This window comes from Fimbriimonadales bacterium (assembly GCA_035559795.1).
Classification (GTDB): domain Bacteria; phylum Armatimonadota; class Fimbriimonadia; order Fimbriimonadales; family ATM1; genus DATMAR01.
The window spans coordinates 61,821-84,861 of sequence record DATMAR010000012.1 but is presented as its reverse complement, the minus strand read 5'-3'; the positions used below and the strand labels follow the sequence as shown (position 1 = coordinate 84,861).

Sequence of the window (23,041 nt, the reverse complement as noted above, 5' to 3'; positions counted from 1 at the left end):
CTTTATTTTACTTTACCATGAAATCCCGTTCCCCACACCGATCGAGTTCCCGAAAGGACCTAATCCGAAGAGCGAGCCGAAGGGTAGGGCTTTAATCCGTATGAAAAAGACGACCTGCCTGCCAGGATTAAACCCAGTCTTGTTTTCGATGATTTGCAAAACGGCTTCCGCGCAGTGCAAATCGTAAGTTAAAGATAGGTGGCGGGAATCGAAGCGTCTAAGAAAACCGTTATATGCAAAAAGCAGAGAAACTTTCAAACGTCCCAACGTCAGTCCATCCAAGAAAAAACTCGTAGTGCCCCAATTGTGAAATCTCCCGTCATAAGTAGAAGCGACGGATAGACGAGTGTCTTTCCATGATGCACTCAAATCGAAGCGAACACTTCTCCATAAAGTGTCCTCTGGGTCATAACTTGCGATCGTTCGAAATCGAAGCCATTTGCCCGGCTCGTATTCCATTCTCAACGAGGGGGGCTGCCATGCTACTTCACCTTCTCTATCGCGATTGAAATCGAAACCAGTCTGTCCTCCTATGCGAAAGCCTGGAAGTGGATGCGCTAAAAAATCTATATTTGCAGTTTCGTATCTTCCTGCCGCATCTTCGAAAATAGGAGTAAAGCCGTGCTGTCGACGATAATTGTAACGAAAATTTAAAGAAAAACGTTTTTCATCGTTATAAGCCAAGCGCGCATTCAATCGAGGCGTGTACTGAGCGGCGTCCTCATCGTAGAAACCTTGAAAGAAACTCGCTTCGTATTCGTATCCGATTCCCTCTTTGGGGATAGCGGATTGTCTCGTATAGATATTGAATGTGTAACGAGTAACTTTATCCGAGGTTTGTGGGATGAAATAATTGCCGATCGACACGAGGGCATCGAATTGTGGAATCTTTTTGTTATTTCCGAAAAGGCGAGACTTGTTCGTACGAACGATGAGGTTAGGGGTTCGTTCGATTCCGCTGAAAAAATTCGTCGTCGAGCCGATGGGAACTAAATGATAATATTCCAACTCCGTTTCGATTGTTTTCAAATCGAGAAGGTCTTGAAAACGCACTTCCAATACTTCCCTTTTTAATAACACGTTACCGAATGAACTCGCATCGCTTATCAAGTAACTGAGAGAAAGATTCGTCGCATGGTTTGCTCCCCATCGAGTAGAATCTGTGATCGTTGCGTTATTTTGAATACTGTGAAACCCCGGTAATAGGTTCTCTAAACGCGTGAAGTTGAAACTCGTCGAACCACGTCTCGAAGGTGAAGTGTTGAAATTCAAGCGCGTGTTATGCAGTATGTTTTGGGGACCGATGAGATAATTATTCTGCCGAGATTCGTGTGTGAAATTCATTCTTCCGAAGTTCCATTCTTGGCTATGTTCTGCAGATGCGCCATAACTTAGCGTCCCATCGGGCCTGAAAAAATTTCCGAAGATGCGCACGATTCCTTTTTGTCGTGAACTTTCATAATTGAAATCGCCTCCCAATCCTAATCCTTGTTCTGTCGTCAGTTCTGCACGAAACATTGCGAAGTTTCTTCCGACAGGGAGTCCATAGCGATATTTCAAATAATAACCTTCTGCAGGCGAAAAACCTGTTTGTGGGAGAAACTCTCTACTTCCCTTTCGTATGGGGATAACGAGTTTCGGAAGGGAAAACACCGTTTTATCCAAAACTTTAAGTTTAAGTTGCTCGAAAACGATTTTGTCTTCGGGATACGTGCTAAATTTTTTGCTTTCGAACCAATAATGAGGATGGTCTAAGTTACAAGTCGTGAACGTCGCGCCTCTTGCGACCACCATATCCTCCCCCCCGGAGACTTCTTCTGCTTCGAGATAGACTTCGCTCAAGAGCATGCCTTGAAGAAAACTCTTTCTAATATCCATCTCTCCGTTATCGAAGCGAAATGTCCTACGACGAAAATTCACTATGACTCCTTTTCCCCTTATTACATAATCACGCGTGAGAATGTTGACATTATCTCGAAGTGCGAAAACACCGCTGTCGACATCTCCTAAAACCACATCTGCTTGCACTCGATAACCGCGGTATTCGAACTCCACCTTCGTTCCTTCTACTTCGTTTTCTCTTAAAGACCATGTCTCGCTCCTAATAACTCTCAACTCGTACGTTCCGGCTTCCTCGATGGGTGGAGGAGGTAAGCGAATGTCTTTGGGGGGGTTCGGAGGAAAACCTGTCGGCTCCAGCGGGTTTTGATCGGGGTCCTGCGCAAAAAGAATCGCGCAGGAAATCAGAACTAAAATAAATAAAATTATTCTGAGCGCCATAAGGCTATCACCGCTATAATAAGGAAAAGTACGTTAGGTAACCAAGCCCCGACAATAGGCGGTAAGAAACCTGCTTTTGCCAGTTTTTGCGCAGAAATAACCCATACGTTGTAATACAAAAAAACTACGAAAATGCTCAGCAATAACCCGACAAAAGGTCCACCTTTCGAAAAATGAATCGAGAAAACCGGCGCGAAAATCGCGAATATCGCACACGCGAAAGGCACACTAAAACGGTTGTGATATTCGACTTCGTATTCCCTCGCTTGAACGAGGTTCCCTCGCTCCCGCAACACTTTTACCGTTTCACGGAGTTGGGTTAAATTCTGCTCAGGGGCGAGTGGTTGTCCGAAAAATGATTCGATGCTTACACGTTGGCTTATCACGTGTTTATCCTTGACCTCGAATTGCACCAATCTCGTACCTTCGAAAACCCAAATGGAAGGTTGATACATCGTGAAAAGCCCATCTTTGTATTCGGAATTTTCAGCGGTAACGACCCAGAATTCTCCTCTTTTCGGAGTATGGAACATAAGGACATTCTTCATTTGGACGCCCCCACCTGGAGCCTGCTGCACCGTACCGATGCTGATGTGATATCTTCCGTTATCGAGTTTAAGAAGGACATTCGAACGGACTCCTATCGCTTCTGCGCTCGCGAAAATCTTTCTCAAGGTTTCCTTCAATCTTCTTTCTGATACGGGAGTCAGTTTTTCGTAAACGTAAAAACTGAGACCCGATACAATCAAACCCATCACCATAATAGGTAATAAAGTTCGTCGAATCGGGATTCCTGCAGCGCGAATCGCCGTTATTTCGCTTTCGCGTACCAAACGAGCGATGGAGAGAGAAGCCGCTATGGTTATCCCCACCGGAAGAGTTAAATTTAAAGCGGATGGAATGCTAAAAAGTAACACTTGCAATACGGCCGTAAACGCGATTTCTTTTTTGAATAAATATTCCGAATAAAATATCAGCGTATTCGCCAAAAACATGATCACGACTGCTACAGTGCCTACGAAGAACGGAGCAATCAGTTCTCGGAACAAATAACGGTCTAAAGTACGAATCATGATTCTGAAGTTTTCTTTTCCTTCGATCTTAAAGACTCGGAAACGGAGCGAAAGTTAATTCGCAACTCTTTACCGGCTATGAGGCGCTGGATATTTGCGCGATGTTTTAGTATAAGAAAAACGCATGTACCTGTATATATACCTATAACCCACGTGCTATATCCAAGAAAAAACGCCGATATAGGAGCGGCAATCGAAGCGAGAATGCTCGCAAGGCTCACATACTTACTCGTCAAAAAGACCAAAAGCCAAATCGCCAAACATATTCCAGCGAGCAGTGGCGTTGCAGCCAAAACTACGCCCAGCGCTGTCGCTACTCCTTTACCTCCTCGAAATCCAAGCCATGGAGAGTAGACATGCCCGAGCACTGCGAAAAGACCGACCAAAAGAGTCACTTCTGTTTGGTAGGTCTGTTCTTGAGAGAGAGCATTTCCCCCTAATAGAGCCGGAAAGTAGCCTTTTGCGATATCGAAAACCAAAACCGCAAGGCCAGGTTTCCATCCCAATACACGAAACACGTTCGTAGCGCCGATGTTTCGACTTCCTGTCGTCCGAATATCCACACCATAACGATTGGCAACCCAATACCCGAAGGGTAAAGAACCTATGATAAATGTTATTAAAAAGGTGAGTACCCAAGTGAGTATCGTCAAAATTAATGCTCTCCAATTAAGGATTCGTAGGCACTTCTGACCGCATTGCGCATTTCTTCTACCTTTTTAAGGACGTCGTTAGGAGTTTCATATCCTAAAAAAGCGGCGATTCGATTTAGTTTATCGAGGTTCTCCGGCAAAATCACATCGGAATCCATATCGAGCAGAAACAGGGCGTTCCGAAGTCTCGAGAAAAAGAGCATCGCTTCCGAAAGTTTTTCTTCTTCGTGTAAGTTTATTTTCCAGTTGTCTTTGAGTTCTTTCAGTGTTTTTAAAATGCTCGGAGAACTCGCCGCTTCTCCTCTCGAGCGCAGTTTCAACAAACCGCAAATCCATTCGATATCCAATAAAAAGCCTTCACTTAATTTGAGGTTTCGATTGCGGTATTTGGGCTGAACTCGTTCGTTGTGGATTCTTTGACGAATTTTCATTACGTTTTTTTCGTCTTCCTCTCTCCAAGGAGGGCCATAGGTGAATTCTCTCAGCGCTTCTTGAGTTTCACGCCAACCGCGTAACGAGCGCGCCCGTGTATACGCCATACGCTCCCACGATTCTCCTGCCGTTTCTCCATAAGTGAGAAGACTTTGCAAGGAGCGAACAACCAATCCGCTTCTTCCTTCTGGACGAAGTCGCGAATCGAGGGGAAACCATGAAGATGCAGTGCTCATTCTTCTTGCGCATCTAATCCATTCCTCTCCCACTTTTTCAGCCCGCGTTTGTTCATCTGTGTTTTTGACGAGAAGAATCACATCCCAATCCGAACCGAAAAGAAGTTCTTCGCTTCCTAATCGTCCCAATGCCACGATGTCTATGTTCTTTCCGCCGATTCGGTCCAAGCTTGCGAGAAGCGCTGCTTCAGCGATACGCGTAAGACGTTTGAAGGTTCGCTTCGTATCTTTATGGTATCCGTCTTTGATCGCAGAAATAACGAGTTCTCGTCTCAAAAGCCACGCCAATGCAGATTCCCAATTTTCATGGGCATCTTTAAGTCGTTCATATATGCTAGTGGACACATCCGATTCGTCTTCTGGAGATATTTCGACTTCTTCGGAAAACGCTACATCCCATAGAGATTTATGAAAAGCGATATGTGGAACGACAATCGGTGCATTTTCGACGATTAAGCGGAATCGGTCGAGTGTGGAAGTGTCATTCAAGAAGTCATGAGTGAAAGAGGAAGCATCTTCAGAGGATTCGATTAATTTTTTCGCGGTTCGATAAAGGCTCGAACCATACGCATATCCCAAATTGGTTATGATTTCTACGACCTCTTCGGAGGGTTTCGCGAGTCCAGCGATTCGCCTTTCCAATATCTCGCGAATTTGAGTCCTTATCCGCATAAGTTCTTTTTCTAAAAACGTCCATTCCGGAGAATGCATCATTTTGCACAGCGCCTTTCTTTCGAGTTCTTCTTTAGGAAGCGTGTGTTCTTGTAAATCGTACAAAAGTTGTATCCGGTGTTCTAATTGACGCAATATACGATAGCCATTTTCGAGTATATTCGCTTCTCTTTCCGAAAGGATTTCGTTCGCTTCTAACGTGCTTAAAGCATCTAAGGTAGGCGCCCCTTGGAGTTCTCGAAACTGACTACCTGCTAAGAGTTGTAAAACTTGTGTGATAAACTCGACATCTCGAATTCCACCGCGTCCTAATTTGATATTGGTTTCCCACTCTCCTCTTGTTTGAATTTCCTGCTCGTAGCGTTTTTTCGCCGATAAAAGGCTGTCTAAAAAAAACTCGCTTCGAGCGCCGCTATACACGACATCCGCAATTTCTCGAACGAAGTTTTCTCCTAATTTCTTATCTCCTGCACAAGGGCGCGCTCGCACGAGCGCTTGAATTTCCCATGGTTCTGCATAATTTCGATAGTAATTCAATGCAGCAGTTAGAGTGTGCGAGATTGGTCCGGATTTTCCGAAAGGTCGCAAGCGTAAATCCACGCGATATAGCGAGCCTCGACCCATTTTTCCGACAAGCGCTCTCGTTAGTTTTTCGCAAAACTTCGATGCAGCTTCCAAATTCGGATAATCATCCTGCACCAAAAAGATTAAATCGATATCGGATGAATAGTTCAATTCACGAGAGCCATGTTTTCCCATTGCGATAACTGCAACAGGAAATTCGCTTCCTAATTCTTGAGAAACGGCTCGGAATACAAGGTGTAATATCGCGTCTGCCAACTCCGATAATGCTTCCCATACGGTTTCTTGTTCCCATTCTGCAGTCAAATCAGCTGCAGCAATCTTCAGAAGCGTCTCTTGCTTTAGGAATCGAATTCTGTCTAAACGATGAGAGAATGAAGATGTGTTTTCTAAAAGAGCGATCCCTCTTTTTATCAAAGATTTAGAATTTGGGGGGGAAGATATCTCCGCGTAATCTGCAAGAGAAGTACTCATTTCTGGGTTTTGAATTAAGGAATCCGCGAGTCCTTGCCCACTTCCTAATATCATGAGGAATCGGTGACGAAACCCCGGGTCTTCGACTAAAAGACTAGCGCGCACATAAGAGTTTCCTGCCGAAAACAACCAGCGCTCTAAATTTGCCAGTGCGCGGTCCGGATTCGGCGTCTGTGCCAACGAAGACAGAACTCTTTGCCAAAAGTTCGGGACTTGAAACCCACCTAATCGCTCGATAACCCCTGTCGCCCATTCCTTATCGTGGAAGCAATCGAGGAGTGGATTCGTTTCAAGCAAAGACTTTCGCCTCCATAATCCTTCCCCGACGAAGGGGAGGGATGAATTCTCCATGCGCTTCAATGAGTTCGTCGACCAGCGCCCAAATCTCATCGAGAGTGAGTTCTGCAGATGTGTGTGGGTCGAGCATGGCAGCGTGATATACATAATCACGTATTCCGGTTAATGCTGCTTTTACGGTCAGGGATTGCACATTCACATTCGTCATGATGAGCCCTGCCAATTGCTCCGGCAGTCTTCCGATTTTAGTGGGTTGTATTCCCTGTTTATCTACCAAACAAGGAACTTCCACACAACAATCCGATGGCAAGTTCTCGATTAATCCATCGTTGCGCACATTTCCATATATCACGCGTGGTGTATTCGTTTCCATACTGTGAATAATGAAGCTTCCGTATTCGGCGCTTTTTTTAGGTGGGGGTAAAGGTGCATCGCTGTCAATTTCTGCTCGCATTTTTTCCCACATTTCATTTTGCACTTCACAACGGCGTATATATTCGTCTAAAGGTATGTTGAATTTTTCGATGAGGTCTGGTCGATCTCTTCGAATAAAATAGGGGCAGTACTCGCTGAAATGTTCGCTGCTTTCCGTTACGAAGTATCCCAATCGTTTTAGCATTTCGTAACGAACGAGATTGTATGCGGGCGCTTTCCCTTCTTCGGCAATTCGCATGAGTTCCGGATATAAATCGCGTCCTTTGTGTTCTAAGCGCAGATAAAAAGCCATGTGGTTGATTCCTGCGCAAAGATAATTGATTTCTTCATAAGGAATATTCAAATCTCTGGCTAATTCCCATACAGTTCCTTGCACGCTATGGCAAAGACCAACGAATTTGCAGCGCGTCGCTTCTGCTAATGCCCAACAATTCATTGCCATCGGATTGCTATATTGAAGAAGCCAAGCATTCGGGCAGAGTTCCTCCATATCGCGTGCAATCGAGATCAACACGGGAATCGTTCGCAATCCTCGCATAATGCCGCCGATTCCTAAAGTGTCTGCAATAGTTTGTCGCAAACCGTATTTCTTGGGAATTTCGAAGTCGATTACAGTAGAAGGTTTATAGCCCCCCACCTGTATCGAGCAAATTACATAATCCGCACTCTCCAACGCCTCTTTGCGATTTAATGTAGCTGTGATTTTCGGGTTGGATCTCGTAGCCGTTGCGAGTTTGTGCGCCATGCGTTCCGCCACTCGAAGACGTTCTTCATCGATGTCCATGAGGGCGATTTCCGACTCTTTCAATTCGTCGTTCAACAAAATATCGCCGAGCAAGTTCTTGGTAAAGACGACCGAGCCGGCTCCGATAAAGGCTATTTTAGGCATTTCGCTTTAAGTATAGATTACGGTCAATTCGTAAAGAGATAAAGGATGCTTCTTTTGAGACCGTATTTCACGATGAATTCCACATCGTTGAAATCTCCCATAGGCATCTCTTCGATTCCCAAACCGTGAAAAGCAACTTGGAGGTTGTTATCCGAGTCTCCTTGAGCGCCATCTACCCAACGATAAGACCAAAGAACATCTCCTTCGAACCAAGTCACGGCTGAATCCGAACGTGAGTTCGTCCATTCGTCGTAATAGCGTTTCACCAGCCATCCTCCTCGCACGCTTTTATCCGCAATCTGATGAGCTACATACAACCCGGTCCAAGGGGCTTTTGGGTCTCGTCGCAGTCCAGGCCCGAAGACATAGACTCTTCCATCAGGTCCGGCATCGGAAGAAGAATCGAACAAAACCTGCAGTCTTCCGTCTCCACGCGCTCCGCCTCCTTCCCCTTCCACCCATTCCATGCCTTTTTCTACGAGTTGTTCACCCTCGAGTTCGAACCATCGAATTTGCCATCGTGAAGGGCGGTCTTTATCTTGGTCTTGACATGTAGTAAGCAAAATTCTTCGATGGATAGAGTCCTCGCAAGCAGAGACCGGATTCGTGCTTTTTGCCGTTAGTGTGTAAAACTTGCGAAATCCGTTACCGAATGTAGAACTGTATCGAACCTCACCGGTTTTCGAATCGTGCAGAAAAACGAAAAGTCTTCCGAATAAAACTGCGCATGTTACGCGTTTGTTTTGGCTATCCGGAAGTAGTGTGGTTTCTTTTTGTTTCCAACTGTTTGCCGAAATCTCACCACGTGAATAAACGATTCCTTCTGCGGACGGATAAAAAATCCAAAATTCTTGATTGAAGCCAGCGCCGGCTGGGTCGCCGGTGACATTTTTCGCAATTTCGATGGCGTCTTTCCATGTATATTTCTGGTCAATTTCTCTCAAGTACAAAGTGCCGGGTTTCTGAATGCTTACATTCGGGTCTTCACCTCGTTTCGGTTCTTGCGGCAATTTTGCGTAAAGAAGCCATGCCTTACTTGCATAACTAAAAAGATAGGGAGATGCATGTGTTTTATCTACAGTTAATCTCTCTCCCGCCGTAGTGCTGTATCCATAGTTAATGTCTGCTCGAACATTCTTTTCTCCGAATACTCCGTTCCAATTCCAGTCAACTAAGGTTTTCGTTCCGTTTTGTTTTAATCGAAAACGATAAGGTCCTTTTTCCAAGAAACTGACTTCTTGGTAGGGCAATGGGATTTCCTCGTCGAGGGAGGTTTCCTTGAGCGTATAAGAGGCGAATTTTCCATTGCTATAGTGAATGAGATTCCCATCGTCATTGAATCCGTAACTGTATGCGTAATTCATAAGGCTCGGATACAAAGGGCAAAGCCCGGGACGCCAAAATCCATTGTGGTCGAGACCCAATTGGTGTCCGAATTCATGCAAAAAGACTGCCCAGAGCGCATCAGCGCCGCATCCACCCATATCTCCCATCTGATTCGCCTGTCCGCCGCCACCTTTATTGATAACCATCCAATGCGCTATTCCTCGATGGTTTTTAGGAAAGTAAAGTTCACCGAGTTCGGGCCATCCCTTTCCTTTCGCTTTGTCTTCAGGAATCGGGTCAGGAAAAATCGGATGAAAGGAAATCCCTTTCGATCCATCGGGATTAGTAACTTCCAACTGCGCATAAGAATTTTTCACGCGTTCCATTTCGTTTTTTACATGTTTTTCGTCAACGTCACTAATCCGATGAACATAACAAATCACATCGTATTTCAAAGGTGAGCAACCCATAGCGGGTAAATCCAATCCTCTAACGCCACGCACCTCCCAAGAATCGAGCAAGCCATCGCCATCGGTGTCTTTATGATAGAGGTTCGTGCCGATTTTCTTTTCTTCGGAATTGGATAATCCGTCTTTATCGAAATCGTTATCGTTTTTACGAATCGAACAAAGAACGTAAATGTCATAGGCTATATGGGGTTCGTTTCCATAACGAAAGACGACAAGGTCCTCGATGCCATCTCCGTTCATATCACAGGTACGATAAACATAAGGCTCTGCGATCGAGTCTAATTCTTTGATGGGGAGCGAAGTGCTTCCGTTTATCCACTCTTTTCCTATAATAAGTTTCTTATTGCAAACTTCTATTGCATCGCCTTTTTTCGCTAACTTGATCAATTTCCTATGCTGCAAATCATTTTCCGAATAAAGCATCACTGCCCCATAAGGCTTTCGAATAATCCACTCCGCACCCGGGTCATTCGTGACGTCGTTTTGTTGTATCCACTCCACTTCACTCGGGAATTCGATTCTTTTCGATGTCCATTTCCCGTCTTCCCACCGCAGCAGGATTCCAGCACCCGACTTGCCATCCAAAGCCACGATTCCAAGTCGCTTGCCTTTTACTTTGGATACACCGAGAACAAAACGCCCGGGTTTTTGCTCGAACTTATAAATATCAGTAGTCTCTTTATATTTTTCTTCGACAAAGTTATAAAATATTTTCAGAGAGCCATCGGCAAACAAACCAACTACTTCAGTACCTGCGTCAGGAAGGAAATCACCCGAGATCGCCGCCTTACAGTCTGGTCCTATCCCGACCCTCGCCTGCCTGCCGTATCCGCATTTTTCATTGTTCACGTTTGGCGCAAAATCGATAATCCCGTTATCGGGTGGATAAACACAGAGCAGGTCACCTAACCCGTCACCGTTCGCGTCAGAGCAAAGCGGGAGGCGAGGAGGAGCAGCAAAGCCCACTGCCAAAAGATGAGGCGAAGTAAAGATTCGTTCGTTTTCTTCTATATTTCCAAATATTAGACATCCTGACAAAACCCACCAGTGCAACATATTTTCTCTATTTTGCCACCGTCCGAGACATTTTTTAACATCGCTTTAACACATTTCTGACTCAAAATAAGCGATGTGCAGACAAAGGTCGTGACGGAAGTGTCATCTCAAAGTCTTCCGGGAGAGCAGGAACAAATTCGAATCAGAAATTTGAGCGTCTTCTACGGGGATTTTCAAGCGCTAAAGTCAGTTACCTTAGATATTCCCCGAAATAAGATAACCGCTCTTATAGGTCCTTCGGGTTGCGGGAAAACCACATTTTTGCGATGCCTCAATCGCATGAATGATTTGATAGACGACGTTCGCATAGAAGGAATAGTCGAACTCGATGGAGTTAATATTTATGGTGAAAATGTGGATGTCGTTCAGCTTCGCAAAAAGGTAGGGATGGTTTTCCAAAAACCTAACCCGTTTCCGATGAGCATTTACGACAACGTCGCTTACGGACCGAGAATTCACGGAGTCAGAAATCGTGAAGAGTTAGACAATATTGTAGAGATGTCTCTACAACGCGCAGCATTATGGGATGAAGTTGCCGACAAACTCGATCAAAGCGGATTGCAACTTTCGGGGGGGCAGCAGCAGAGGCTTTGCATTGCGCGGGTTTTGGCAGTCGACCCGGAGGTGATTTTGATGGATGAGCCGTGTTCTGCCCTCGACCCGATTGCTACAGGAAGAATCGAGGATTTGATGTTGGAATTGAAAGAGCAATACACGGTCGTTATCGTCACTCATAATATGCAACAAGCGCAACGAGCGAGCGACTACTCTGGTTTCTTTCTTATGGGGGAACTCATCGAATTCCAGGAAACGACAAACCTCTTCATGGTGCCGAAGCGGCGCGAGACAGAGGACTACATCTCGGGTCGTTTCGGATAGAGCCGCTCTAATCGAAATATTGCCCTTCTCCAATAAGAAGGCACTATTAGAAAAAGCCTAGGGGACAGAAAAAAGCAAAAAACAGCGAAAACACCCTCTTATCGTAGGCAAAAATGACGTATAAAAACATCGAGGTCGAATTTACACAGACTTCTATAAAGAAGTTTCATGAAAGAGGTTTATATGAAAGCCAAAATTATCGTTACTCTGTTAGGTTTTTGCTGGACGGTTTCTTCCTTCGCTCAGGCGATTGGCGTCGAGATCGACGGCAACCCAATACAATTGACCGTTGCTCCAAGAATAGTTGATAACCGCGTTCTTGTTCCTTTTCGAGAAATTTTCGAGCACCTGGGAGCATTCGTAGAATGGCGACCTTCTACTCGAACGATTTATGCACGAAAAGGTGATAACAACCTCGAACTTAGGGTCGGATCAATGACTGCGAAAGTGAACGGTTCAGATGTGTCGTTGGATGTTCCAGCACAAATTTTCGGCGGATACACTTACATTCCACTACGTTTCGTTAGCGAATCTTTAGGCTATGACGTAAATTGGAAGAGTTACACAAGAACGGTGGAGATTTTAACACTTGCTCATCGGTAAACGATATGTTTACTTAGTGCAATTCTATCACATAAAGGAGCGTTTCTATGAAAGCCAAAACCTTTCTGATTCTATCGTCGCTTTGTTTTGTTTCTTCTCTTTTCTCACAAACTATTCGCGTTGAGATTAATGGGAATCAAGTGCATTTAGATGTTGCCCCTAAAATGGTTCAAAGTCGTGTATTGGTCCCTTTACGCGGAATCTTCGAACATCTTGGTGCAGCCGTAGAATGGCAGCCTTCTGCTCGAATGATTTATGCGAGAAAGGGTGCCAGGACTATCGAAATGCGAATTGGTTCTTCGACAGCAAAAGTAAACGGTTCGGAAATCATGCTGGATGTTCCCGCACGTATCTATGCAAGCACAACGTTTATCCCATTGCGGTTTGTGAGCGAAGCATTAGGTGCTGAAGTCCGGTGGGATGATTATCGTCGAATAGTCGAAATCACGACTGCGGGTCCTATCGAAGAAGATGTAAGCGAACGCATAGAAGGTACAGGAACGATAGCGTATATAAATCACAACGCCAGTGGAGTGATTTCGGCAGGAAACACGATTACAGTAACCATGGAAGGAACACCCGGGGGACGGGCATACTTCCGTATTCCTGGTGTAGTCAATGAAGTCCCGATGAAAGAAATTTCTCCAGGAAAGTACGAAGGGACCTGGACCGTTTCGCGCGACAAGGAATTCGCGATTAGCGGAGCAAGCGTTATCGGAATTTTACGCATCGGAAATCGTGAAGTTCTTATGCAAGCGGAAGAGAAAATCACCTTAGACACTACAGCACCGAAGATTCTTGCAGTTACCCCCGTTGCGAATAGTAGAGTGGATGCTCGCAACTTAAGTATTACAGCAGTATTCGACGATGCGACTGGAAGCGGTATAGAACCGGAATCCGTCAAAGTTCTATTCGACGGAACAGATGTTACTTCTAAAGCGACCATTTCCTCGAATCTCGTATATTTCAAGCCGACTGCAGTCGCAGCAGGAAGACATAATGTGACAATAACTGTTCGTGATCGCGCTCGTAATCCGCTAATGCATTCGTGGAGTTTCGAAGTGAGCGATGTCGCGAAAGCGATTAAATCGTTCACGCATGAAGCACCTGAGGTGCCTGAGCCTGGCGATGTGATTCGAACGAGATTGGAAGCTGAAGCGAATGGCAGCGCAACTTTCTCTATCGGAAACATACGCAATATTCCGATGCAAGAGATTGCGACAGGGGTGTATGTCGGCGAATATACGGTAAGGAAAGGTGATAATTTGCAAAACGCGATTATCACGGCAACATTTAAATCGCGAAACGGTGAGGTTTATACAGTAGAAACAGGCTCGAAAATATCTGTCGATGGAGGAGTTCCTGATCCCCCTACGATCATTTCGCCCACCGAAGGGCAGAAAGTGACGGGGAATGTCGTCGTAAGAGGAACAACAGCCCCTAATGGACGCGTTCTCGTGCACATAGAATACGAGACGACAGTTCTCGGGGCGGTAACGCTTACAGGCACTCTATATGAAAAAGTTCTTACTGCAAATGCACGTGGTGAGTTCGCGACGGAAGCCATAGATGTAACCCCATTGGTGCGCGGAAGTGATACGAGATATACGATTAGAGCGTATTCGCTAAACGCGACTAACGAACGCTCCGGACCGACAACTATTCACTTCGTACGATAGGTTTTGTAAGTTTCTTTAAGATTTTCGCTTGCTTGAGAATTACAGATTGAGTACTTCTCTCAAATCTGTCGGCTTGCGCAAAATGTCCTCCCACACGTCCCCATTTTCTTTCACCCTCTCGATAGTCGTTTCGATATCGAAATCGAGAGGATGAATACTTCTCAATTCTTCCCATAGCACGGGAACCGAGACAGGGGCTCCCGCATATGCGCGGGGAGAATACACAGACGCGAGTGTCTTTCCTCGCGCATTTTGATTGTAGTCTATGAATACTTTTCCTGCTCTTCTCTCGATTGCGTATTCTGTCGTAATTTCTTTCGGATGCTTTTTCAACAAAAAAAGCGCAACGCTCTCACAAGCGTTCCTCGTTTCTTCGAATGAGAGGTTTCGTACGATAGGAACGAAAATATGCACGCCTCGTTTTCCGGAAGTCTTTACATAGGGCTTAAGAGAAATCCCCTCTAATTCTTCCTTGAGCCAGAATGCGACATCGCAAAGTTTCTGAAACGCTTCTTTGCTTATCGTAACTTTTTTCTCTTTTTCCGTCACGTCGGATTCGATATAAGGGTCTAAATCGAAAACCATAAAATCAGGATAATTCAAAGAAGATTGTTTTAATGCTTCTTTAGAACTCCAATAATCCGCGCCATGGGGTTCGTCTTCTTTTGTTTTTATGCGCGAATACCATGTATGAATTTCCAAATTCGCTAACTGACCCAACCACAAAAGCGAAGCGAGGTTATTCGCCAACAAATATTCCAATGCCCCTTCACGATGAGAGGAAAATATCTTGACGGTTTCTACGAAAGGCGGTAAATCGAATTCCCAATGCTTCTGATAAAAAGTCTCTCCGTAGATTCCATCAGGGTAACGAGAGAGCGTCAAGGGACGATTTCTTATATGTGGAAGTATAACTTTTGCGATTTTCGCCAAATAAATAATGAAATCACGTTTCGTAAATTCTTTTCCATCTCTTGGCCACAGGACTTTATCCAGGTTCGTAACATCGAATTGATATTCTCCTACGCGTAGACGGAATTCTTGCTTTTTGTTTTCGAGTTGCTCTAAAACCTCTTCGATTTCTCTATCGCTGACTAACTCGGGTTCTTTTTCAGGTATCTCCGCTACGATTTCTTCTGCTACGGCTTCCGAAGGCTCGATATCTTCACGCAATCTCAAAAACACAGGTGAACGAAGAGCCCCCCCTTCAGTGTAATGAGTGTATTTCACTTCGGCGACTAAAACGGGCTTTACCCAAGTTACGGGTTCAGTAATAAGAGGTGGAGATTTGAACGGGCATTCGTCTTTCAAGGGTTCTAATTTGTTCATAAGAGCTGCGATGGTAGGCTCGTCGAAACCGGTGCCTACGTTTCCTACATGCACGAGCTCGCCATCCACGAATTTCCCCAGCACCAATGCCCCCAAAGATTTCGCGCGACTTCCTCTTCCTTGCGTATATCCGCAAATGACGAATTCGCCGCTGTGAAAAGATTTAATTTTCAGCCAATTCGAAGAGCGAACACCGGATTCGTATCGAGAATCTATTTTTTTTGCTACGATTCCTTCCAACCCCATTGAAATTGCTCCTTCGTATGCCGCTTCTCCATCCTCTTCGAATACTTGCACGATGTTTATGTCTTGTTCTTTAGGGCAAACCATTTCGAGCAGTTTTCTCCTTTCTTTCCAAGGAGCATCTCGGATATCGTATTCATCCCAATACAGCAAATCGAAAATATAGTAAACGACGGGTATTTCTTTCTCTGCGAGAGCGATGTCGTGTTCGTTGACCAAGTTCATCCGCTTCTGCAGCTGTTGAAAGGATATGTTTCCGCGCGCATCGAAAGCGACGACTTCCCCATCGAAAATTGCACCTTTCAAGCCGAGTGAAGAAAGTTTTTTCGCAAGAGACGGATAATTTTTAGTAACGTCTCGAGAATTCCTCGATCTCAGAATCACTTTTTCTCCTTGTACGAACGCTAAAATTCTCAAGCCATCTAACTTAGGTTCGAAAACCCAATCGGGATGAGAGAACGGTTTTTCCGCTATATGCGCCAGCATAGGCTTTAGGTTCCAAATAAACGGCTTCTGCTTCGCTCCCTTTATTTTTTCTAAAAGCGGAATAGGGTCTTTCCCTGCTTGTATGTCTTCTATACGCAATCCTGAAATCACGGATTCGTCTTTCTCGAGAATGTCTTCTTCACTGGCAAATTCGTCTTTGTGCTTAATGAGCAACCATTCGTTGCTTTTTCTCATCCGCACCAAAGCCCAAGAACCACGTAATTTATGCCCTTTCAGTGTAAACGATAGTTTTCCCTTTTCGAATCCTTCGCGCATTCTTTGTTCTGCTTCTTTGCGCGATTTTGGAATCCCCCCCTCATCCGGATAATATGTTCCTTTATCCCACACAATCACTTCACCCGCACCGTATTCTCCTTCCGGAATCGAACCTTCGAAATTCGCATAATCGAGTGGATGGTCTTCAACGAGCACAGCGAGGCGTTTTTCTTTAGGGTTTAGAGAAGGGCCTTTGGGAACAGCCCACGATTTCAAAACACCATCCCACTCCAATCGAAAATCATAATGAAGCCTTCGCGCATTGTGTTTTTGAACAACGAAAGTCAATTCCCCTTTCGCGCTGGGTTCTGCACGAGGCTTTGGCTCTTTGGTTTTATCGAATTTTCTTTTTTTCGAGTACTCTTCGAGCACTTATCCTGCTTTCTCTTTGCCTTTCTTTTCCTTTTTAGCGGATTCGACGCTCGCCTTCAAAGCCTCCATAAGGTCAATGACCTTAGGTGCTGCAGGTGGAGCTTCTGCAACGATAAACTCTTTGCCTTGGATTTTGGCTTGAATCGCTTCTTGAAGTTTCTCTCGGTATTCGTCATGGTATTTTTCTGGATGGAACTCTTCGAAAAGGTAATCCGCTAATTGAGAAGCCATTTCCAATTCTTTCGGTTCTACTTCGGGCAATTCTACATCCAATTTTTTCGGCACGCTTATTTCATCCGGATAATATAATGTCTCCATAATCAATACGCCATTGTAAGAGCGTAATGAGCATAGGCTCTCCCTTTCGTGAATGGTAATTTTACCGATAGCCTGCATGTTCTTTTTGCTAAGGAGTTCTTTGAGCAATGTGTATGGCTTTGTCCCCACCGCTTCCGGCTCTAAGTAATAACTCTTCTCGTAATAAACGGGATCTATATCTTCGCTTTTTACGAACGCATCTACATTAATCGCATGCTTGCTCGGTACGGGAAGGTTCTCTAAATCCTTCTCTTCGAGGAGCACATACTGATTCTTCGCGTATTCGTAACCCTTTACGATTTCCTCGGCAGGAACCTCCATTTCGCACGTCGGACACCATTTTTTATATTTAATTCTGCTGTTGCATTTCGTGTGGATTTGATTGAAAGAGAGGTCTTTAGAGCGCGCCGCTGTATAAAGTTTTACTGGAATGCTCACCATTCCGAATGTAATTACACCTTTCCAAATTGACTTAGCCATTTTCTTATTTTCCTCCTTATGAGGGTTTTATAAATCATTCTACGTCTGAAATACTACACTTTTACTTAATTTTAGTCTTATTTCCGATAGGTAGAGTTTGTTCGTATATCAATAATAAAGACATTGTCCAAAGCGAACCTTTAGGGAAATCGTACGTCATCCCTATAACGACGTTCTATGCTAACACTGTTTCTTTCTACCCTACTCGTCTTCGGTTTCGCACAGAGAGAGCAAACCGCCTTGAAAGTGGGGGATAAAGCCCCTGATTTCTCCCTCCACCAACTCGGCTCGGAACAAACCTTCCGGCTAAGTTCGAATTTCGGCAAACGGGTGACCTTCTTGATTTTCGGCAGTTATACGTGACCCCCTTTTCGCGCCCAGGTGGGCGAACTCGAAAGAATTTATCACCAATACAAAGACAGGGTCGACTTTCGGATTGTATACGTGCGAGAAGCGCATCCGAGCGATGGATGGCAGGTGAATTCGAATAAAAAGCAAGGAATCGAAATCGAAGACCCTAAAACCAAAAAACAGCGCCACGAAGTTGCAAACCTTTGCAAAGACAAATTGAAAATTTCTATTCCGTTTGTTGTAGATTCGATGGACAACAAAGTGGAAAAAGCGTATGCAGGGTGGCCTGACAGAATTTATATTATCGGGAAAGACGGAATCATTCGATATCAAGGAAAACCTGGACCCGCAGGTTTCAAACCGAAAGAAGCCGAAGAAGCATTAAAAAGGATTCTCAACAATCGACACTAACTCATACTCCTTCGACGGAAAGTAGTCGAAGGAGTTATTGCTTAGCATTGAAACCACGCGACTATTTTCTTCTTCGCAAAAGAACGACTAACGCGCCGGATAGCATGAAAATACAAGATGGCTCGGGAACAGGAGTCAATTTATATGCACGAGTTTCGTCGTTCAATTTTCCGTATCCGACGATTTCGCCAGAATCGTTAATTGCATAGGCATCAATCAAATGCCATCCAGCACCACCTTCTAATAAGTCATTCAAATTGTAAACCGCTCCATCTCGCCAGATGACCGCTTGCGCTGTACTTCCATCCGGGCTCAACCATGAATGTCCGACTGCGTCGCCTAAATTGTTGATGTCTCTTGCACGATTATCGTAGTTGTAAAGCCCGACTAATTCCGTCATTCCGACTCCGTCTTTGTAAACGAATGCGAGATAGGTCGTACCGGTTTGCGAAGAGTAGCCAACGACATCGCCCGCATCGTTGATACCGAGACCGTTGGAAAGAATGTGCCCTGGAAGAGTTCCGAGGTTCTCCATTCCTACGCCTTCTGTCCAGCGAAAGGCTCGTGCATCACCGGATGCTATCGCCGCTGTGCCTGTAATTTGACCACCGGCATTAATCCCTCTTGCATAGGAATAAGAGCCACCGAGCGTTCCTAAATTGATCATTCCGTCGCTTTCCGTCCATTTGAAAGCGCGGAAAGTATTGTCGGCTATTTGGGATTCGCCCGCGATAACTCCTGAGTCGTTGATTGCGAAGGCTCTGCTGAAGTTTCCACCCAGAGTACCGAGGTCGTCCATACCACCGACGTCAGTCCAACGAAAAGCGTGCTCATAGGCTGCACTCGCTAAATCCGAATAACCGACTACGACTTGGCTCGAGTTGACTCCTTGAGCCACGCTCGAAGGTCCTCCGAGTGTTCCGATATCTTGCATTCCACCGCCTTCAGTCCAAAAGAATGCATGGAAATCGAAAGAACCTTCGGGAGCGAGATAGCCTGCTGCATCTCCGGCTTCGCTAATTCCATAGCCAAAGCTTGAGTCGAACCCTGGAAGTACGCCTAAGTCGGTTATGTAATACGTTTGGGACATCGCTGTTTTGGCTGCGAAAAGACCAAGGATTGTTAATCCGTAAGTAAAACTATTCCTAAAAACTGACATTTTCTTTCTCCTTTCAAATACCCAGAGGGTGTGTGTAACTATAACGTACTGCAATTATTACGAGGTTGACGGCCTTTTGCGCAAAAAAAAGCGAGATTTTTACATTTCCTAGTACTATTGCGGGGTGTCTAAGGAACAATTGGCATGTATAATGCTTCTACGTTTAGAAGCATGCCTAAACGTACTTTATTTGAAAGGAGGCGAATGTGAAGACTAAAGTTGCTCGCATTCTCTTTGTGCCCGGGCTAATTGCAGCCTTTGCGCCTTCCTATGCGTTGTTTTTCGAGTTCAATGTTCTCGTGACCGGAGATCTGCCTGGAGGAACAGCCCCATGGGCGACCCTCTCGATCACAGATTCCGGTGTAGACATGGTGGATATGACACTTACGCACAGCGCCAGCTCTGCTGCTCCGCAATTCGTTACCGAATTGCTGCTTAACATCGAACCTTTCCCTTCGGATCTAAACCTCATCGAATCCAGCCCTACAATCGTAGGATGGGAATTCGACGAAGATGACATAAACGATGCCGGCGGAATGTTCGATATGCAGGTGGATTTCGAGACCTCTAACAGTGGTGATAGGTTAAACCCTGGTGAAAGTGTTACCTTCCAAGTTACCGGTACTGGGCTCGACGCAAATGACTTCAACGCATTCTCGAAGGGAAATCTCAACGTTCTCGGTATGGTGCACATACAGGGGATAAACGGTGAGGGCTCTGGTAAGGTTGCTGCTGTTCCTGAACCTGCGTCAATCCTTGCTTTGATTGGCGCGTTTGGTATCTTAGCGGCAAGAAGGCGTGTTCAATAATTCTTAGTCCGGTAGATTTTTCTTTTCATTGGTTCTAGAGCGAGAGCTCTAGAACCTTTTTTTTCTCGATGATATTCATGTTTAGGAACTCATGTGCCATTTTTGGCGTTGAATGTTTCATACTTGTAATCGAGGTTCCAAAAATGCATGAAGATTCTGAAATTCAATATCGGTATAAGATAAAGTTGGAAAATGGCCGCGCAACCTTAGAATGCAAACATGGCTACAGATTGACCACGACCAACAAACAAGAAATTCCCAACCTAGTAGAAGAGTTATTTGATATTTGCATGGAATGTGCATTACAAGAGGCTTTCATCAAAAGCATTAAGCCTGATTCTTCGCCTTAAGGCACACGATTCATTGATCACCTTTTAAACACGCTTCATAAAAATAACCTTTCTCTTTATTTTCTCCATGGAAAATCTGGTTCTTCTTTCAGCGTGTTAGTTTTTTTCTCTATATCAAAGAAAAGCCTCGTAAAAACCGGGAATCCTATTCTAATCGGCTTTCCCTTCGTGCTATTCTCGAAGTCGGATGCAAAGTTTCGAGGCGTTGTTGGAAAAAGATTCCCTTTTGGCGGCTTTCGAGATTTTGCTGAAATTAGGAATCGCAGCAATTCTCAGCGGCATCGTCGGTTGGGAGCGGGAGATTCATGGACGCCCTGCCGGCATCAGGACGCACATGCTGGTCTGTATAGGCGTCGTTATTTTCGGTGAAGTAAGTAAGTCGTTTCCAACCCAGGACCCAAGCAGAATCGCAGCACAGATCGTCACAGGAATCGGGTTTTTAGGCGCAGGAACGATTTTGAGGACGGGTGGCACTGTACTCGGCCTCACGACTGCGGCGAGCCTTTGGGCGGTTTCCGGAATCGGGCTCGCTGTTAGCACGGGCGGATATTTTTATTGGGTAGCCGTTTTCGGGACAATTTTGTGTCTTTTGACTCTTACCGTCGTCAATCAATTCGAGAAGTTTTTTGCCAAAGATACGCATACGCATGACCTCATTGTAATCGCGAGTTCTCGCGACATCGTTTTGCAAATCGTTCCGGCAATCGAGAAATTGGGAGGCAAGTTGAGTTCTATAAAAATCGAAGATGCAGAAGGGGGGGTGCGCGTTTCGCTGAGCATTCGAGGTGCGAGAGAACGAATTTTAGAAACGATTAGTAGTATGGGAGGAGTGTTGTCTGCTACATGGGGCGAACATTCTTGAGATAGCTTGGAAATGAGTAAGCAAAAAGAATTGCGAATAAATCGTTTCATATTTGCTACGAAAAAGGCGGCGATGGCGCGACTTGCGCTATTCTCCGTTCTATGCAAAGGATCCGAAAGCCATTTACGCGATTTATGGCATTACGCGGTTTGTAATTTATGATTACCTACCTAAAACGCAATCCGCTCATCGCGATATTGGTTTTGGCTTTTCTCCTGAGAATTCTCTACACATTCGGCTACGCGCGCGGTATTATGGGGATTGCACCTGAAAAAGAAGAAACGGACGGATATCATCTTATCGCAGAAAATCTTTATCATGGTTACGGATATAGATTAGTTTTAGAAAGACCACCTACTCTGGAACGCCCCCCCGGATATCCTCTTTTTCTTTACCTCCTCTTCGAACTCTTCGGAATCCGTTACGAGATCGCACAGTTTAGTCACGCACTTCTCGGTGTCTTATGCTGTTGGATTCTTTTTCATCTCGGCAAATGGATTCATTCGGATAAGTTGGGTCTTACCTGCGCGTTTCTTCTCGCGATTTATCCACCATCCATAGAATATTCCGCTCGGCTTTATTCTGAAAACTTCTACTTCCCTCTGTTTCTTGCTTTTGCTTATTTCTTTTGTCGGTCGTCATGGCTCGGTTCAGTGGGGAATGGATTTTTAACAGGATTATTATGGGGGGCGAGTATATTGACGAGAGGAACTCTTTTGCTCTTACCGCTCGTGATTCCTTTCGGAATCGCCTTTTCGAAACATCATCGAGTTTTGTCGCGATGGTCGAAGTGGAGTATCCCCGCAATATTAGGTGCCGCTCTCATCGTATTTCCATGGACTTACCGGAATTATTTGCTCACAGAGTCTTTTGTTCCCGTCTCGAGTTGGGGCTGGGCACCCTTCTATCATGGGATTCAAGTTTCGAAAAGAATGCTCGAGTGGGGCGATTTATATCGAGTAGACAAAGATGCGGCAAAAACACGTTACGAGATCGTTTTAAAAAGGCTTTATGACGGAGACGAAGCGAAGGCTTACGCATCCCCGAAGGATTATTTGAAACACGAAAAAGTTGCCCAAGAATTGGTTATGGAGGAATTGAAAGCGAACCCGCTGGGAGCAGTCGGTCGAGGGTTTTTAGGGATTTTCTTCACATGGTTTCAAACTTTGGGAGCGAAGTTGAGGGTTTTCAGTTTGATTATCCATTTACCCTTAATGGTTCTATTCGTCTGGGGGGCGTTTCTCATGGCGAAGAAACACCATGACGCTTTCGTTCGCGCCTATCCTGCGCTCGGGCTAATCTTGTATGTAAATTTGTTTCAAGCCTTCGTTTATCCCCATGTACGGTACATGGCTCCCGCTATTTCGTTGTCGTTCATCTTTTCTGGATTCGTTTTGTATGAAATATTTCAAAACAAACTTAGCTTTTTTAGCAAATCGGTAAATTAATACAATTATGCGTTCCCGAGTGAACTTGGGAACGAGAGAGATAGAGTGTGCGTTCCCAAAAAGAACCGGTAAGGAGATACTAAGGAGAACCAGGGAACGAGATACTAGAAA

General features: G+C 45.0%; 15 protein-coding genes and 1 pseudogene. 7 read left to right on the top strand and 9 right to left on the bottom strand.

Annotated features, from left to right (window positions below; all coding sequences use genetic code 11):
- Positions 1–12: 12 nt before the first annotated feature.
- From VNK96_07405 to VNK96_07380, 6 genes are read right to left on the bottom strand one after another with little or no spacing between them, the layout of a single operon-like run.
- Positions 13–2,280, bottom strand: a complete 2,268-nt coding sequence (locus VNK96_07405; protein HWP31531.1) for a hypothetical protein — start codon at positions 2,278–2,280, stop codon at positions 13–15.
- The gene (locus VNK96_07400) at positions 2,265–3,353 is read right to left on the bottom strand and encodes an LptF/LptG family permease (protein ID HWP31530.1); all 1,089 of its coding nucleotides are present in this window, start codon (positions 3,351–3,353) and stop codon (positions 2,265–2,267) included. The genes VNK96_07405 and VNK96_07400 overlap by 16 nt, the downstream gene beginning before the upstream one ends.
- Entirely contained in the window at positions 3,350–4,006 is a 657-nt protein-coding gene (plsY, locus tag VNK96_07395) for a glycerol-3-phosphate 1-O-acyltransferase PlsY (GenBank protein ID HWP31529.1), read from the bottom strand. Before plsY ends, VNK96_07400 begins: the two co-directional genes overlap by 4 nt.
- Before the next feature lie 2 nt (positions 4,007–4,008).
- Positions 4,009–6,699 (bottom strand): hypothetical protein, encoded by a 2,691-nt coding sequence (locus VNK96_07390; GenBank protein HWP31528.1) that lies wholly within the window; start codon positions 6,697–6,699, stop codon positions 4,009–4,011.
- Complete coding sequence (locus tag VNK96_07385) at positions 6,692–8,023, bottom strand: alpha-glucosidase/alpha-galactosidase (protein HWP31527.1); 1,332 nt, start codon at positions 8,021–8,023, stop codon at positions 6,692–6,694. The genes VNK96_07390 and VNK96_07385 overlap by 8 nt, the downstream gene beginning before the upstream one ends.
- Before the next feature lie 23 nt (positions 8,024–8,046).
- Positions 8,047–10,875, bottom strand: coding sequence for a hypothetical protein (locus VNK96_07380; GenBank protein HWP31526.1), 2,829 nt, complete (start codon positions 10,873–10,875; stop codon positions 8,047–8,049).
- A 75-nt stretch (positions 10,876–10,950) separates the two neighbouring features.
- Between VNK96_07380 and pstB the strand changes: the two genes are divergently transcribed.
- The 3 genes from pstB to VNK96_07365 all read left to right on the top strand — a co-directional run bounded on the left by pstB (position 10,951) and on the right by VNK96_07365 (position 14,036).
- Positions 10,951–11,754, top strand: coding sequence for a phosphate ABC transporter ATP-binding protein PstB (pstB, locus tag VNK96_07375; protein HWP31525.1), 804 nt, complete (start codon positions 10,951–10,953; stop codon positions 11,752–11,754).
- 183 nt (positions 11,755–11,937) lie between these two features.
- Positions 11,938–12,357 (top strand): copper amine oxidase N-terminal domain-containing protein, encoded by a 420-nt coding sequence (locus VNK96_07370; GenBank protein HWP31524.1) that lies wholly within the window; start codon positions 11,938–11,940, stop codon positions 12,355–12,357.
- Positions 12,358–12,404: 47 nt separating this feature from the next.
- Positions 12,405–14,036, top strand: a complete 1,632-nt coding sequence (locus VNK96_07365) for a stalk domain-containing protein (GenBank protein HWP31523.1) — start codon at positions 12,405–12,407, stop codon at positions 14,034–14,036.
- Positions 14,037–14,075: 39 nt separating this feature from the next.
- On the opposite strand, the gene ligD is transcribed toward VNK96_07365, so the two are convergent.
- Positions 14,076–16,742, bottom strand: coding sequence for a non-homologous end-joining DNA ligase (gene ligD, locus VNK96_07360; protein HWP31522.1), 2,667 nt, complete (start codon positions 16,740–16,742; stop codon positions 14,076–14,078).
- Positions 16,743–17,540: a Ku protein gene (locus VNK96_07355; protein ID HWP31521.1), complete on the bottom strand. Its 798-nt coding sequence runs from the start codon at positions 17,538–17,540 to the stop codon at positions 16,743–16,745.
- 375 nt (positions 17,541–17,915) lie between these two features.
- Between VNK96_07355 and VNK96_07350 the strand changes: the two are divergent.
- Positions 17,916–18,302, top strand: a pseudogene (locus VNK96_07350) (deiodinase-like protein).
- A gap of 61 nt (positions 18,303–18,363) precedes the next feature.
- On the opposite strand, the gene VNK96_07345 reads toward VNK96_07350, so the two are convergent.
- Positions 18,364–19,461 (bottom strand): hypothetical protein, encoded by a 1,098-nt coding sequence (locus tag VNK96_07345; GenBank protein HWP31520.1) that lies wholly within the window; start codon positions 19,459–19,461, stop codon positions 18,364–18,366.
- A gap of 206 nt (positions 19,462–19,667) precedes the next feature.
- Between VNK96_07345 and VNK96_07340 the strand changes: the two genes are divergently transcribed.
- The 3 genes from VNK96_07340 (at position 19,668) to VNK96_07330 (ending at position 22,930) form a co-directional block, all read left to right on the top strand.
- A complete protein-coding gene (locus VNK96_07340; GenBank protein ID HWP31519.1) occupies positions 19,668–20,270 on the top strand; it encodes a PEP-CTERM sorting domain-containing protein in 603 nt (200 codons plus the stop codon).
- 537 nt (positions 20,271–20,807) lie between these two features.
- A complete protein-coding gene (locus VNK96_07335) occupies positions 20,808–21,482 on the top strand; it encodes an MgtC/SapB family protein (GenBank protein ID HWP31518.1) in 675 nt (224 codons plus the stop codon).
- 158 nt (positions 21,483–21,640) lie between these two features.
- A complete protein-coding gene (locus tag VNK96_07330) occupies positions 21,641–22,930 on the top strand; it encodes a glycosyltransferase family 39 protein (GenBank protein HWP31517.1) in 1,290 nt (429 codons plus the stop codon).
- Positions 22,931–23,041: the final 111 nt, after the last annotated feature.